This window comes from Actinomadura geliboluensis (assembly GCF_043197915.1).
GTDB classification, from domain to species: domain Bacteria; phylum Actinomycetota; class Actinomycetes; order Streptosporangiales; family Streptosporangiaceae; genus Spirillospora; species Spirillospora geliboluensis.
Map to the genome: position 1 here is coordinate 70211 of NZ_JBICUA010000017.1, position 13754 is coordinate 83964.

15 protein-coding genes are annotated in these 13754 nt (G+C 74.2%); 11 read left to right on the plus strand and 4 right to left on the minus strand.

All coding sequences use genetic code 11. The features are described 5' to 3' along the window. Positions 1-191: 191 nt before the first annotated feature. The 8 genes from ACGFI1_RS39810 (at position 192) to ACGFI1_RS39845 (ending at position 6892) form a co-directional block, all read left to right on the plus strand. Positions 192-1628, plus strand: coding sequence for a 2-hydroxymuconic semialdehyde dehydrogenase (locus ACGFI1_RS39810; protein WP_392792871.1), 1437 nt, complete (start codon positions 192-194; stop codon positions 1626-1628). An 11-nt stretch (positions 1629-1639) separates the two neighbouring features. Continuing rightward, entirely contained in the window at positions 1640-2425 is a 786-nt protein-coding gene (locus ACGFI1_RS39815) for a 2-keto-4-pentenoate hydratase (RefSeq protein ID WP_274704649.1), read from the plus strand. Continuing rightward, positions 2425-3168 (plus strand): 2-keto-4-pentenoate hydratase, encoded by a 744-nt coding sequence (locus ACGFI1_RS39820; protein WP_392792873.1) that lies wholly within the window; start codon positions 2425-2427, stop codon positions 3166-3168. Before ACGFI1_RS39815 ends, ACGFI1_RS39820 begins: the two co-directional genes overlap by 1 nt. Beyond that, entirely contained in the window at positions 3165-3617 is a 453-nt protein-coding gene (locus ACGFI1_RS39825; protein ID WP_205719498.1) for a RidA family protein, read from the plus strand. The genes ACGFI1_RS39820 and ACGFI1_RS39825 overlap by 4 nt, the downstream gene beginning before the upstream one ends. Then, on the plus strand, positions 3614-4186 hold the full coding sequence (locus ACGFI1_RS39830) for a 3-hydroxyanthranilate 3,4-dioxygenase (protein ID WP_392792875.1): 573 nt from the start codon (positions 3614-3616) through the stop codon (positions 4184-4186). The genes ACGFI1_RS39825 and ACGFI1_RS39830 overlap by 4 nt, the downstream gene beginning before the upstream one ends. Before the next feature lie 10 nt (positions 4187-4196). Then, the gene (locus ACGFI1_RS39835; protein ID WP_392792876.1) at positions 4197-5249 is read left to right on the plus strand and encodes an amidohydrolase family protein; all 1053 of its coding nucleotides are present in this window, start codon (positions 4197-4199) and stop codon (positions 5247-5249) included. Continuing rightward, positions 5246-6499: a kynureninase gene (gene kynU, locus ACGFI1_RS39840; RefSeq protein ID WP_392792878.1), complete on the plus strand. Its 1254-nt coding sequence runs from the start codon at positions 5246-5248 to the stop codon at positions 6497-6499. Before ACGFI1_RS39835 ends, kynU begins: the two co-directional genes overlap by 4 nt. A 189-nt stretch (positions 6500-6688) precedes the next feature. After that, entirely contained in the window at positions 6689-6892 is a 204-nt protein-coding gene (locus ACGFI1_RS39845) for a cold-shock protein (protein WP_067468803.1), read from the plus strand. Between the two features lie 91 nt (positions 6893-6983). Here ACGFI1_RS39845 and ACGFI1_RS39850 read toward each other — a convergent pair whose 3' ends face one another. Next, the gene (locus ACGFI1_RS39850; RefSeq protein ID WP_392792880.1) at positions 6984-8159 is read right to left on the minus strand and encodes an MFS transporter; all 1176 of its coding nucleotides are present in this window, start codon (positions 8157-8159) and stop codon (positions 6984-6986) included. 73 nt (positions 8160-8232) lie between these two features. On the opposite strand from ACGFI1_RS39850, the gene ACGFI1_RS39855 reads away from it, so the two are divergent. Beyond that, positions 8233-9252: an ROK family transcriptional regulator gene (locus ACGFI1_RS39855; RefSeq protein WP_392792881.1), complete on the plus strand. Its 1020-nt coding sequence runs from the start codon at positions 8233-8235 to the stop codon at positions 9250-9252. A gap of 45 nt (positions 9253-9297) precedes the next feature. On the opposite strand, the gene ACGFI1_RS39860 is transcribed toward ACGFI1_RS39855, so the two are convergent. Beyond that, positions 9298-9960: a TetR/AcrR family transcriptional regulator gene (locus tag ACGFI1_RS39860; protein ID WP_387075802.1), complete on the minus strand. Its 663-nt coding sequence runs from the start codon at positions 9958-9960 to the stop codon at positions 9298-9300. Further along, entirely contained in the window at positions 9957-11180 is a 1224-nt protein-coding gene (locus ACGFI1_RS39865) for an acyl-CoA dehydrogenase family protein (protein WP_392792884.1), read from the minus strand. Before ACGFI1_RS39865 ends, ACGFI1_RS39860 begins: the two co-directional genes overlap by 4 nt. A 46-nt stretch (positions 11181-11226) precedes the next feature. Here ACGFI1_RS39865 and ACGFI1_RS39870 point away from each other — a divergent pair, with 46 nt between their 5' ends. Together ACGFI1_RS39870 and ACGFI1_RS39875 are read left to right on the plus strand one after the other, a co-directional pair. Next, entirely contained in the window at positions 11227-11973 is a 747-nt protein-coding gene (locus tag ACGFI1_RS39870) for an SDR family oxidoreductase (RefSeq protein WP_392792885.1), read from the plus strand. A gap of 29 nt (positions 11974-12002) precedes the next feature. Further along, the gene (locus tag ACGFI1_RS39875) at positions 12003-12959 is read left to right on the plus strand and encodes a quinone oxidoreductase family protein (protein ID WP_138635811.1); all 957 of its coding nucleotides are present in this window, start codon (positions 12003-12005) and stop codon (positions 12957-12959) included. A 10-nt stretch (positions 12960-12969) separates the two neighbouring features. On the opposite strand, the gene ACGFI1_RS39880 is transcribed toward ACGFI1_RS39875, so the two are convergent. Further along, the gene (locus ACGFI1_RS39880; protein WP_138635812.1) at positions 12970-13644 is read right to left on the minus strand and encodes a response regulator; all 675 of its coding nucleotides are present in this window, start codon (positions 13642-13644) and stop codon (positions 12970-12972) included. Positions 13645-13754 lie beyond the last annotated feature (110 nt).

Here is a 13754-nt window from a genome sequence, read left to right on the forward strand (position 1 = left end):
ACCGGCGGTACATGATCAAAGTGACATGGGCGGCGGGCCCCGGCAAGCCCGCGATCTTGGCCGCATCCGGCCACCCGGCCGGCCGGCGAATCTATATCCGATGAGTGATAGCGCTTGGGGGATTTGGTATTTGCCAGGCATAGCTCGCGGGGCAGAGGATCGGACCTGTCGAGCCATGCGGGAGGACACGGATGAAGGCTGAGCACTACGTCGGCGGCGTCTTCCGCTCGGACGGACCCGGCTTCCCGCTCGTCGATCCCGTGACCGGCGCCGAACTCGGCACCGTCCCCGAGGCCACCCGCGAGGTCGTCGACGACGCCGTCACGGCGGCGCGGGCCGCGCTGAAGGGCGGGTGGGGCGCGGCCGGCGCCGAGGAGCGGGCCGCCGCGCTGCGGCGCGTCGCCGACGGCATCGACGCCCGGTTCGAGGAGTTCGTCGAGGCGGAGGTCGCCGACACCGGCAGGCCCCGCTCGTTCGCCGAGACCGTCGACGTCCCGCGTGCGGCCGGGAACTTCCGCGCGTACGCCGACCTGCTGTACGGCCGTCCCGAGCGGGCCTACGTGACGCAGATCCCCGGGTGGAGCGCGGGCACGGGCGAGGCGCTCAACTACACCGTGCGGCGGCCGCTCGGCGTCGTCGCGATCATCTCGCCGTGGAACCTCCCGCTGCTGCTGTCCACCTGGAAGATCGCCCCGGCGCTCGCGTGCGGCAACGCCGTCGTGGTCAAGCCGTCGGAGGAGACGCCGTCCACCGCGACGCTGCTCGCCCGCGTCATCGACGAGGCCGGGGTGCCGGACGGCGCGTTCAACCTGGTGCACGGGCACGGCGCGGGCGCGGCCGGCGAGTTCCTGACAGGGCACCCCGGAGTGGACGCGATCGCGTTCACCGGCGAGTCGGCGACCGGCGCCGCGATCATGCGCAACGCCGCCGAGCACGTGACGCCCGTGTCGTTCGAGCTGGGCGGCAAGAACCCCGCGCTGGTCTTCGCCGACGCCGACCTCGACGCCGCCGTGGACGGGACGGTCCGCTCGTCCTTCACCCACTCCGGGCAGATCTGCCTGTGCACCGAGCGCGTCTACGTCGAGCGGCCCGTCTACGAGGAGTTCGTGGAGCGGCTCGGCGCCCGTGCGCGCGAACTCGACGGGTACGGGCCGATGATCTCGGCCGAGCACCGCGACAAGGTCCTGTCCTACTACCGGCTCGCCCGCGAGGAGGGCGCCACGGTCGTCGCGGGCGGTGGGGTGCCGGAGTTCGGCGACGAGCGCGACGGCGGCTTCTTCGTCGAGCCGACCGTTCTCACCGGCCTGCCCGAGACCGCCCGCACCGTCCGGGAGGAGATCTTCGGGCCGGTGTGCCACGTCGCGCCGTTCGACACCGAGGACGAGGCCCTCGCGCTCGCCAACGACAGCCCCTACGGCCTCGCCTCCACCGTCTGGACCACCGACCTGTCGCGGGCGCACCGGGTGGCGCCGCGCGTCGAGACCGGGATCGTCTGGGTGAACTGCTGGAACCTGCGCGACCTGCGCACCCCGTTCGGCGGTGTCAAGGCGTCCGGAATCGGGAGGGAAGGGGGAGAGTACTCCCTGGACTTCTTCTCCGAACCCGTCAACGTCTGCATCCAGATCTGAGAGCGAGCCCCGTGACGACCACCATCGACCAAGCCGCCGACCGGCTGCTCGGCGCCTACGCCGCCGGCACGCCGTGCGCGCCCGTCCGCGACCTGATCACCACGGCCGACGACGCCTACGCCGTCCAGGACCGGCTCACCGAGCGGTGGCTGGCCGAGGGCCGCCGCCTCGCCGGCCGCAAGATCGGGCTGACCTCCAAGGCCGTCCAGCGGCAGATCGGCGTGGACAGCCCCGACTTCGGGATGCTGTTCGCCGACATGGCCGTCCCGGACGGCGAGGAGATCCCCGCCGGCGCCGTCCTGCAGCCGCGCGCCGAGGCGGAGGTCGCGCTCGTGCTGGAGCACGACCTCACCCACGAGCGGCACACCGTCGCCGACGTCATCCGCGCGACCGCGTTCGCGCTGCCCGCGATCGAGGTCGTCGGCAGCCGCGTCCGCGACTGGGACATCACGCTCGCCGACACCGTCGCCGACAACGCCTCGTCCGGCATGTACGCGCTCGGCAACCGGCCCGTCCTCCTCAAGGACGTCGACCTGCGCCTGTGCGGGATGGTGATGGAGCGGCGCGGCGAGCAGGTCTCCACCGGCAACGGCGCCGCCTGCCTCGGCCACCCGCTGAACGCGGCGCTGTGGCTCGCCGACACGCTGGTGCGCGTCGGCCGCCCGCTGCGCGCCGGCGACACGGTGCTGACCGGCGCGCTCGGCCCGGTCGTCCCCGCCGCGCCCGGCGAGGTGTTCGAGGCCCGCATCGACGGGCTCGGCGACGTCCGCGTCGCCTTCGGCAAGGAGAGTGCCTGATGGTGGACGTGACCGCGCTCGCGCGGACCCTCGACGACGCCGCCCGCGACGTCCGCGCGGTCCCGAAGCTGACCGACACGACGCCGTTCGACGTCCCCGCCGCCTACGCGGTGCAGCGTGCTGGGATGGAGCTGCGCCGCCGCCGGGGCGAGCGTCCCGCCGGGATCAAGATGGGCTTCACCAGCCGCGCCAAGATGGTGCAGATGGGCGTCGACGACGTCATCTGGGGCCTGCTCACCGACCGGATGCTCGCCGGGCCCTCGGTGGACGTGTCGCGCCTCATCCACCCGCGCGTCGAGCCGGAGATCGCCTACCTGATCGGACGGGAGGTCCGCTCGGTCGCCGAGGCCGAGTCGGCCGTGGCCGGCGTCGCGGTCGGGTTCGAGATTCTCGACTCCCGCTACCGGGACTTCGAGTTCACCCTCCCGGACGTCATCGCCGACAACGCCTCGGCGGCGCGGTTCGGGTACGGGGCCTGGCACCCGCCGCGCGACCTGTCGAACGCCGGGCTCCTGCTGGAGATCGACGGGCGCCCGGTGCAGGCCGGGTCGTCCGCCGCGATCCTCGGCGACCCGGCGCGGTCGCTGCGCGCGGCGGCGCGGCTCGCGCTCGGCGCCGGGATCACCCTCGAACCCGGCTGGATCGTCCTCGCGGGCGCCGCCACGGCGGCCGTCCCGCTGCCGAAGGACGCGCACGTCCGCGTCACCGGGGCCGGCCTCGGCGCGGTCGAGGTGGCCACATGATGGGCGACGCGTTCCTCGTCGACGGCAAGGCCAAGCCGCGGGGACGGTTCCCGCACCTCAAGCGGGCCGGCGACTTCGTGTTCGTGTCCGGGACGAGCTCGCGCCGCCCGGACGGGACGTTCGTCGGGGCGAGCGCCGACCCGATGGGCGTCACCGACCTCGACATCCGGGCGCAGACCCGCGCCGTCATCGAGAACATCCGCGACCTGCTCGCCGCCGCCGGGGGAGACCTCCGCGACGTCGTCAACGTCACCGCGTACCTGGTGAGCATGAACGACTTCGGCGGCTACAACGAGGTCTACGGCGAGTACTTCGACGAGAGCGGCCCGGCCCGCACCACCGTGGCCGTCCACCAGCTCCCGCACCCGCACCTGCTCGTCGAGATCTCGTGCGTCGCGCACATCCCGCAGACAGACACGTCGCAGAGAGGCAAGGAGGCCGGGGCATGACCCTGCCGCAGCTGTCGCACGGACACCCGTTCAACTTCCAGGCATGGATCGACGAGCACCGCGACCTGCTCAAGCCGCCCGTCGGCAACGTCCAGGTGTTCGACGAGGCCGGGCTGATCATCATGGTCGTCGGCGGCCCGAACCAGCGCACCGACTTCCACGACGACCCGACCGAGGAGTTCTTCTACCAGCTCCGCGGCAACATGGTGCTGCGCGTCATGGAGGAGGAGGGCCGCCCGCCGACCGACGTGCAGATCAACGAGGGCGACGTCTTCCTGCTGCCGCCGCACGTCCGGCACTCGCCGCAGCGCCCCGAGCCCGGCTCGATCGGCCTGGTCGTGGAGATCCCCAGGCCGGAGGGGCTGACGGAGGCGTTCGAGTGGTACTGCACCGAGTGCCACCACCTCGTCCACCGCGCCGAGCTGCAGGTCCGCTCCATCGTGGACGACCTGCCGCCCGTGTTCGAGGGCTTCTACGGCGGCGACCGCACGTGCCCCAACTGCGGAGCCGTCCACCCGGGCAGGACATGGCCGCGGGCCATGACCCCGACCACCGCGCCCCGGGCCTGACGGGGGCGCCGTGACGGTCATCGACGTCCACGCCCACGTCTTCCCGGAGCTCACCCGCGACGAGGGCTGCGTGCTCGCCGACGAGGGGCAGCCGTGGCTGCGCCTCGACGGCGGCGGCACCGGCATGATGATGTCCGGGGACGAGGAGTACCGGCCGGTCGGCGCGGCCCTGTGGGACCCCGCGCGCCGCGTCGCCGACATGGACGCCGCGGGCGTGGACGTCCAGGCCGTCTCCTCAACCCCGCTGATGTTCGGGTACGCGGCCGAGCCGTCCCGCGCCGCCGACTGGTGCGACCTGGTCAACGACCGCATCCTCGCGTTCTGTGCGCACGCACCGGACCGGCTGCTGCCGCTCTGCCAGGTCCCCCTCCAAGACCCCGAGCTCGCCTGCCGGGTCGCGACCCGCGCGAAGGCGGCCGGGCACCGCGGCGTCCACATCGGCAACCACGTCGGCGACCGCAACCTCGACGACGACGGCATCACCGCGTTCCTCGCGCACTGCGCGGAACTCGGCCTGCCCGTGCTGGCGCACCCGTGGGACATGCTCGGCGCCGACCGGATGCGCGGCCACATGCTGCCGTGGCTGTCCGGGATGCCCGCCGAGACGCAGCTGAGCATCCTCGGGCTGATGCTGTCCGGCGCGTTCGAGCGGATCCCCGCGTCGCTGCGGATGTGCTTCTGCCACGGCGGCGGCAGCTTCGCGTTCCTGCTCGGGCGGGCCGACAACGCCTGGCACCGGCGCGACATCGTCCGCGCCGACTCGCCGCGCCCGCCGTCGGAGTACCTCGACCGGTTCCACGTCGACTCCGCCGTGTTCGACCCGCGCGCGCTCCGGCTGCTCGTGGACGTGATGGGCCCCGGCCACGTCATGCTCGGCACCGACTACCCGTTCCCGCTCGGCGAACTGGAGCCGGGCGCGACGATCCGCGCCTGCCCCGGGCTGGACGACGCCGACCGCGCCCGCCTGCTCGGCGGCAACGCGGCGGAGTTCTTCGCCCTCGCCGAGGCGCCCGAGCCCGCGCCCGCGCCCGCACTCGTGACCACCGAAGGAATGACGCAGTGACCCTGGAAGACGAGGCGCGGCGGCTCGACGAGACCGACCCGCTGCCCACGCTGCGCGGCGAGTTCCTCGTCCCGCCCGCGCCCGGCGGCCGGTACGAGGAGGCCGCGTACTTCGCCGGCAACTCCCTCGGCCTGCAGCCGCGGAGCGTCGCGGGACGGCTCCGCGAGGAACTGGACGACTGGGCGCGCCTCGCCGTCGAGGCGCACACGCAGGGGCGCCGCCCGTGGGTGGACTACCACGTGCTGCTCCGCGAACCCGCCGCCCGGCTCGTCGGCGCGCTGCCGCACGAGGTCGTCGCGATGAACTCGCTCACGGTCAACCTGCACCTGCTGATGGCGAGCTTCTACCGGCCCGCCGGGACGCGCACCCGCATCCTCATCGAGGACTCGGCGTTCCCGTCCGACTCGTACGCGGTCGCGGGCCAGGCCGTCCACCACGGGCTCGACCCGGCCGCGGCGGTCGTGCGGTTGAAGCCGCGCCCCGGCGAGGACAACCTGCGCACCGAGGACGTCCTCGCCTTCCTCGAACGCGAGGGCGGCACGGTCGCGCTCGTCCTGCTCGGCGGCGTCAACTACCTGACCGGCCAGCTCATGGACATCCCCGCGATCACCAAGGCGGGCCGCGCGGCCGGCGCCGTGGTCGGCTGGGACCTCGCGCACGCCGCCGGGAACGTCCCGCTGCGGCTGCACGACTGGGACGTCGACTTCGCCGCCTGGTGCACCTACAAGTACCTGAACTCCGGTCCGGGCGCGGTCGCGGGCTGCTTCGTGCACGAGCGCCACGTCCGGGACGCCTCCGTGCCGAAGCTGTCCGGCTGGTGGGGGACCGACCCGGCCGTCCGGTTCCGGATGGACCCCGAGATCGCGCCGCCCGCGTCCGCCGACGCCTGGCAGGTGTCCAACCCGCCGATCCTCGCGCTCGCGCCCGTGCTGGCCTCCCTGGAGATCTTCGACCGGACCGGGATGGCCGCGCTGCGCGCCAAGAGCGAGCGCCTCACCGGGTACCTGGCCGGCCGGCTCGCCCCGCTCGGCGGCGTGGAGGTCATCACCCCGGCCGACCCGGCGGCGCGGGGCGCCCAGCTGTCGCTGCGCGTCCCGGACGCCGGCGGGCTCGTCCGGCGGCTCGCCGCGGCGCACGGCGTGGTCGCCGACGCCCGCGAACCCGATGTCGTCCGGCTCGCGCCCGTCCCGCTGTACTGCACGTTCCACGACTGCCACCGCGCCGCCGAGGCATTGTCGGATCTTGTTTAGGTGTGTCGGTGCATAAGTCGCGCCGGTATCGGGTAGGTTCGGACGCGTTGCACGATGGCGTCGGCCAGTCCGGCGTCGAGCAGTCTCGAAAGCGTTTTTCCGGGCGACCGGCGGACGTGGGATGAGTCCGCTTGCAGCCCGGTCCGCCGTCCGGCGGGCCGGTGAGGTTACCCAGAAGGAAAAGACAGCATGGCCGAAGGCACCGTGAAGTGGTTCAACGCCGAAAAGGGCTTCGGGTTCATCGCGCCTGACGGCGGCGGCCCCGACGTGTTCGTCCACTACTCGGCGATCACCACCAGCGGGTACCGCAGCCTGGACGAGAACCAGCGCGTCGGTTTCGAGATCACGCAGGGCCAGAAGGGCCCGCAGGCCGAGGGCGTCTACCCGCTCTAAGGCTTCGCCCTTCTCGATGTAGACCCGACGAAAGGCCGGGGACGCTCGCCGTCCCCGGCCTTTCGCATGCCCGCGGCGAGGCCGGCGGGCGCTAGTGCAGCGCCTTCGCCGACGCCTCGGTCGCGGGCGCCGCTGTGCCCGGCTCGCGCGGGCGCAGCGCGCCGGCCGACAGCGTCATCACCGCGACCACGCACGTGATCATCGCGAACGCCGCCCGGTAGGACAGCGCGCCCGCCGTCCAGCCGGTCACCGCCGGCGCGGTCAGCCCGGACAGGTAGGTGATCGTCGCGACGCCGGCCACGCCCTCGCCGGGCGTCGCGCCGATGCCGGCCGCCGCCGCGAACACCAGCGGGACGACGGTGGCGATCCCGATGCCGACCAGCGCGAACCCGGCGACCGCGGCCCACGGCGCGCGGGCGGCCACCACCATGATCCCGCCGGCCACGGCGACCGAGCCGCCGCACCGGATGACCGCCGCCGGGCCGAACCGCCGCACGAGCCGGTCGCCGGCCAGCCGGGTGACCGCCATGCAGGACATGAAGACCGTGAACGCGGCGGCGGCGAGGCCGGGGCCCGCGTGCGTCACCTCGGTGAGGTAGACGGCGGACCAGTCGGCGCTCGCGCCCTCGGCGAACGTCCCGCAGAACCCGACCGCGCCGATCGCGGCGACGGCCCTGGTCGGCAGCGCGAACCGGCGCGGCGCCGGGACGCCCTCGGCGGGCCGGTCCGCGAGCAGCCCCCGCCCGGCGAGCAGGCCCGCCGCCAGCAGGACGAGCGCGACCAGCCCGAGGTGCAGGCGCGCGTCGATCCGGGCGTGCGCGGCGGCGATTCCGGCGCCGCCCGCGGCGAGGCTGCCGACGCACCACAGGCCGTGCAGCCCCGACATGACCGGGCGGCCCACGGCCCGCTCCACCGCGACGCCGTGCGAGTTCATGACGACGTCCGACATGCCGGCGGTCGCGCCGTACAGCAGCATCGCCGCGAACAGCCAGGCGGGCGCGGGCGCGAGCGCGGGGAGGGCGAGCGCCGCGCACCAGGCCGCGATCAGCAGCCGGACGGTGCGGCGCTCGCCGATCCGGTGCGCCACGCGGCTCGCGGTGGGCATCGCGGTGAACGCGCCGAGGGACGGGCACAGCAGGGCCAGCCCGAGCACGGTGGGGGAGAGGTCGAGGCGGTCCTGGATCCAGGGGAGGCGGGTGGCGAGGGTGCCCGCCACGGCCCCGTGGACGGCGAAGACCGCGCCGATGGCCCGGTGGGGAGAGGTCATGGACGGAAAAACTAACAGGAAGGCTTCCTGATGAAAAGTGTATTAGGCAGGAACCCTGACTACTATGTGGGCCGTGAAGACCGCCGACCCGACCATGGCCCGCGCGATCAACGACCGGCTGGCCCTCGACCTGCTGCTCGAACGCGGGCCGCTCACCGCCCCGCAGCTGCGGACGCTGACCGGGCTGTCCCGGCCGACCGTGTCCGACCTGATCGAGCGGCTCCGGGCGGCCGGGCTCGTCGAGGTGGCCGGGGAGACCGGCGCCGAGCGGCGGGGCCCGAACGCCCGCCTCTACGGACTCGTCGCCGACCGCGCCCACATCGCCGGGGTCGACCTGCGCCGCGACGCCGTCCACGTCGTCGTCGCCGACATCGCCGGGAACGAGACCGGCACCGCGACCCGCCCCCTGCCGGCCGCCCCCGACCTGGCCGCCCTCGTCGCCGCGGCGGTCGCGGAGGCGGCGGACGGCCGCGCCCTGCACACCGTCGTGCTCGGCACCCCCGGCCCCGTCGACCCGCGCACCGGCCTGGTGACCGACAGCGGCGTCCCCGGCGGCCGCCCCGACCTCGGCGCGGCGCTCCGGGACCGCCTCGGCGCGCCGGTGCGGCTGGAGAACGAGGTCAACCTCGGCGCGATCGCCGAGCACCGGGAGGGCGCCGCCGCGGGCCGCGCCGACTTCGCGCTGCTGTGGCTGGACGACGGCATCGGCGGCGCGGTCGTCCTGGACGGCCGGCTGCGGCGCGGCGCGTCCGGCGGCGCCGGCGAGGTCGGGCTGCTGAAGTTCGGCGGCACCGACTTCTGCCACCTGCTGGACCGGGCCGCCGTCGCCGGCCTCGCCGACGAGCAGGTGGCCGCCTGGATCGCCGAGGCCGCGTTCGCGCTCGTCGCCGTCCTCGACCCCGGGCTCGTCGTGCTCGGCGGCGAACTCGGCCGCTCGGGCGGCGACCGGCTCGCCGGGCTCGTCGCCGACCGGCTCGGCGCCCTCGGCCCGGCCCCCACCGACGTGCGGGCGAGCCGCGTCGAGGGCGACGCCGTGCTGCGCGGCGCGGTGCTGACCGCCCTCGACGTCGTCCGCGACGCCGTGTTCGGTTAGACCCCGTGTTCGGTTAGACCCGTGCCTGGCTGAGCCTGTACAGGGCTACTCCTTGGGCAGGCGCTCGCCGTTGCGGAGCCGGTCGAGGCCGAGCCAGATGAACTCCACCGCCATCTGCTCGGCGCGCTCGCGCGGCGTGTCGGGATGCTCCAGCCACCACGACACCATCGACAGCATCGACCCGTACATCAGCGGGACGAGCAGCCGCGCCCGCCGCTCGTTGACCTCCAGCGCGGCCGGGGACAGCGCCGGGTCGGCGCGGCGGCGGCGCAGCAGCAGGTCGGCGAACGCGGTGCCGAGCCGGTCGCGCAGCTCCCGCAGCTCCAGCCCCACCTCCGGCTTGTCGAGGTGCCGGACGACCAGCGCCCACGCGTCCGGCTCGGCGGTGGCGTAGTCGAACAGCACCCGGATCATCGCCCGGATGCCGTCCGCGGAGCCGTGCGCGGCGAGCACGGCCTCGTTCAGCCGGCCGGTGAGCTCGCCGACGATCGCCTCCGTCACCTCGGCGAACAGCTCCTCCTTGGACGTGAAGTGCTGGTACAGCAGCGCCTTGGACACCTGCGCCGCCCCGGCCACGTGCTCCATCTGGGTCAGGTGGTAGCCGCGCCGGCCGAACTCCGCGAGCGCCACCTGCAGCAGCTGCTCGCGCCGCCGGGCGTACGGCATCCGCCGCCGCACGCCCGCCGTCTCCCCCGTGCCACTGGTCATTTACCGAGATACCTGCCCAGCTCCGCGCGGGCCACGGACCGCACGTGCACCTCGTCCGGGCCGTCGGCGAGGCGCAGCGTGCGCAGCCCCGCCCACATCGCGGCGAGCGGCGTGTCGTCGCTGACCCCGGCGCCGCCGTGCACCTGGATCGCCTTGTCCACGACGTCCAGCGCGACCCGCGGCGCGATCACCTTGATGGCCGCGACCTCCGACCGGGCCGCCTGCACGCCGTGCTTGTCGATCAGCCAGGCGGTCTTCAGGGTGAGCAGCCGGGCCTGCTCGATCGCCATCCGCGACTCGGCGATCTGCTGGCGGACGACGCCCTGCTTGGCCAGCGGGCCGCCGAACGCCACCCGCGACGCCGCGCGCTCGCACATCAGCTCCAGCGCCCGCTCGGCCATCCCGATCGCGCGCATGCAGTGGTGGATGCGGCCGGGGCCGAGCCGCGCCTGCGCGATCGCGAAGCCGCCGCCCTCCTCGCCGACGAGGTTCTCCACCGGCACCCGGACGTCGGTGAAGGTGATCTCGCAGTGGCCGTGCTGGTCGGAGTAGCCGAACACGGGCAGCGGCCGGACGACCTCCACCCCCGGCGCGTCGAGCGGCACCAGCACCATCGACTGCTGCCGGTACGGGTGGCCGTCCGGGTCGGTCTTGCCCATCACGATCATGATCTTGCAGCGCGGGTCGGCGGAACCGCTGATCCACCACTTGCGGCCGTTGATGACGTAGTGGTCGCCGTCGCGCTCGATGCGGGTGGAGATGTTGGTGGCGTCGGAGCTCGCGACGTCCGGCTCGGTCATCGCGAACGCGCTGCGGATCTCGCCGTCCAGCAGCGGCCGCAGCCAGGTCTCCTTCTGCTCGGGCGTGCCGAACAGGTGCAGGACCTCCATGTTGCCGGTGTCGGGCGCGGCGCAGTTGGTGGCCTCGGGCGCGAGGCTGGGGGAGCGGCCCGTCACCTCGGCGAGGGACGCGTAGTCGGTGACGCTCAGGCCGTGCGCCGGGTCCTCGCTGTCGGGCAGGAACAGGTTCCACAGGCCGCGCTTGCGCGCCTCGACCTTGAGGTCCTCGACGACCGGTGGGACGGTGTGCTCCTGCCCGGCCGCGCGGAGCTCCGCCCGCTGCGCGGCGTAGACCGGCTCGGCCGGGTAGACGTGGCTGTCCATGAAGTCCTGGAGGCGGCCGAGGTACTCCTGGGCCCGCTCGCTCAAACCGAAGTCCATTCCGCTAGAGTAACTGACGAGTCAGTTACTTCGAGAGGGAGTCCCCATGGCAGCCTTCGACGGCACCGGCAAGGTCGCGCTGATCACGGGCGGATCCAACGGCATCGGGGCCGCGGTGGCGCGCCGGCTCGCCGGCGCCGGCACCCGCGTCGTCGTCGCGGACGTCGACGCCGACGCCGGGACCGAACTCGCGAAGGAGCTGGACGGCGCGTTCGTCCGCTGCGACGTCCGCGAGCCCGCCGACAGCGAGGCCGCCGTGGCCGTCGCCGTCGAGCGGTTCGGCGGCCTCGACGTGGCGTTCCTCAACGCCGGCGTCGCCGGCGGCGGGGGAGTGGGCGACGACTTCGACCTCGCCGCCTACCGGCGCGCCATGGGCATCAACCTCGACGGCGTCGTGTTCGGCGCGCACGCCGCCCTGCCCGCCCTGCGCGCCCGCGGCGGCGGCGACATCATCGCCACCGCCAGCATGGCGGCGCTCACCGCGACCCCGTTCGACCCGGTGTACGGCGCCAACAAGGCCGCCGTCGTCGGGCTCGTCCGCGCCCTCGGCCCCACGTTCGCCGCGGAGGGCATCCGGGTGAACGCCCTGTGCCCCTCCTTCGCCGACACCGACATCCTCGTGCCGCTGAAGGGGCATCTCCAGGAGACCGGGTTCCCGATCCTGGACGTCGCCGACGTCGTCGAGGCGTTCATGCGGATCCTGGAGGCCGACGGCGCGGGCGAGGCCTGGTACGTGGTGCCGGGCCGCCCGTCCGAGCCGTTCACGTTCCGCGGCGTCCCAGGCCCCCGCTGAGCCGCCCGCCCGACACCGACAGGAGAGACATGCGCGCGATCCAGATCACCGAGTTCGGCGGGCCCGAGGTCCTCACCGTCACCGAGCTGCCCGAGCCGACCGCCGGCCCCGGGCACCTGCTCGTCGACGTCGCCCGGGCCGGCGTCAACTACGCCGACACCCACCAGGCGGAGAACAGCTACCTGTCGGCGTCCACGCTGCCGATGGTGCCCGGCGGCGAGGTCGTCGGCACCACCCCGGACGGCCGCCGCGTCGTCGCGCTCGTCGGCACCGGCGGCTACGCCGAGAAGGCCGTCGCGTCCGAGGCGCTGGCCTGGGAGGTCCCCGACGGCATCGACGACGTCACCGCCCTCGGCATGATCGTCCAGGGCGCGTCCGCGTGGGTGCTGCTGCGCCGCAGCGTCCACCTCGCGCCGGGCGAGTCCGTCGTCGTGCACGCCGCCGCCGGCGGCGTCGGCACGCTCGCCGTCCAGCTCGCCAAGGCGTGGGGCGCCGGCCGGGTCATCGCCACCGCCTCCTCGGCGGACAAGCGCGCCCTCGCCCTCGACCTCGGCGCCGACGTCGCCATCGACGCCAACGAGCCCGACCTCAAGGCCGCGCTCATCGACGCCAACGGCGGCCGCCGCGTCGACACCGTCCTGGAGATGACGGGCGGCGAGGTCACCGACCAGAGCCTGCGCGCCCTCGCCCCCTTCGGCCGCCTCGCCTTCTACGGGATGGCGTCGCGCAAGGAGCCCTCGCCCGTCCGCCCCGCCACGCTCATGGCGCACTCCACCACGATCTCCGGCATGTGGCTCGCGCACGTCTTCCAGCTGCCCGGCGACGTGATGCGCACCGCGCTGGAGGAGCTGTTCGGCCTCGTCGCCGACGGCCGGCTCCGCGTGGTCGGCGGCGGCGAGTACGGGCTCACCGAGGCCAGGCGGGCGCACGAGGACCTGCGGGCCCGCCGCACCACCGGCAAGCTCGTCCTGGACCCCTCGCGCTGACCCGCCGCCGCTACCCCACCAGGCCGTTCTCGTAGGCGTACACGACGGCCTGGGTGCGGTCGCGCAGCGCCAGCTTCGTCAGCACGTGCCCGACATGCGTCTTGATCGTCTGCTCGGCCAGCACCAGCTCGGCCGCGATCTCGGCGTTGGACAGCCCGCGCGCCATGAGCCGCAGCACGTCCAGCTCCCGCGGCGTCAGCCCCGCGGTCGCCTGCGGGCTCGGCCGCTGGTGCCGGCGCCGGCGCGCGAAGTCGCCGATCAGCCGCCGGGTGATGGACGGGGCGAGCAGCGCGTCGCCCGCCGCCACCACCCGCACCCCGTTCACCAGGTCGGCGGCCGAGGCGTCCTTCAGCAGGAACCCGCTGGCGCCCGCGCCGAGCGCCTCGTAGACGTACTCGTCCAGGTCGAACGTGGTCAGCACCAGCACCTTCGGCCGCGCGTCCGCCGGGTCGGCCGCCGGATCCGGCGGCCCGACCAGCTCGGCGGTGGCGGCGAGGCCGTCCATCTCCGGCATCCGGATGTCCATCACGATGACGTCCGGATCGAGCGCGCGGCCGAGCTCCACCGCCTCGCGGCCGTTGCCCGCCTGCCCGACCACCTCGATCCCCGGATCGGAGGACAGCAGCGCCGCGAGCCCGTCGCGGATCATCACCTGGTCGTCGGCGATCAGCACCCGAATCGTCACGCCGCAAGCCTACGGCCGGCGATCACCTGTTTTCTGGGGGACGACCCCCAGACCCCCGGAAGGGGCGGACTGACCGTCGCCCTCCGCTCCGCTGGCGCTCCGCTCCGGGC

Coding starts and splice junctions, on each gene's coding strand:
- ACGFI1_RS39810 (WP_392792871.1), top strand. CDS start 192: ATGAAGGCTGAGCACTACGTCGGCGGCGTCTTCCGCTCGGACGGACCC.
- ACGFI1_RS39820 (WP_392792873.1), top strand. CDS start 2,425: ATGGTGGACGTGACCGCGCTCGCGCGGACCCTCGACGACGCCGCCCGC.
- ACGFI1_RS39825 (WP_205719498.1), top strand. CDS start 3,165: ATGATGGGCGACGCGTTCCTCGTCGACGGCAAGGCCAAGCCGCGGGGA.
- ACGFI1_RS39830 (WP_392792875.1), top strand. CDS start 3,614: ATGACCCTGCCGCAGCTGTCGCACGGACACCCGTTCAACTTCCAGGCA.
- ACGFI1_RS39845 (WP_067468803.1), top strand. CDS start 6,689: ATGGCCGAAGGCACCGTGAAGTGGTTCAACGCCGAAAAGGGCTTCGGG.
- ACGFI1_RS39850 (WP_392792880.1), bottom strand. CDS start 8,159: ATGACCTCTCCCCACCGGGCCATCGGCGCGGTCTTCGCCGTCCACGGG.
- ACGFI1_RS39860 (WP_387075802.1), bottom strand. CDS start 9,960: ATGACCAGTGGCACGGGGGAGACGGCGGGCGTGCGGCGGCGGATGCCG.
- ACGFI1_RS39865 (WP_392792884.1), bottom strand. CDS start 11,180: ATGGACTTCGGTTTGAGCGAGCGGGCCCAGGAGTACCTCGGCCGCCTC.
- ACGFI1_RS39870 (WP_392792885.1), top strand. CDS start 11,227: ATGGCAGCCTTCGACGGCACCGGCAAGGTCGCGCTGATCACGGGCGGA.
- ACGFI1_RS39875 (WP_138635811.1), top strand. CDS start 12,003: ATGCGCGCGATCCAGATCACCGAGTTCGGCGGGCCCGAGGTCCTCACC.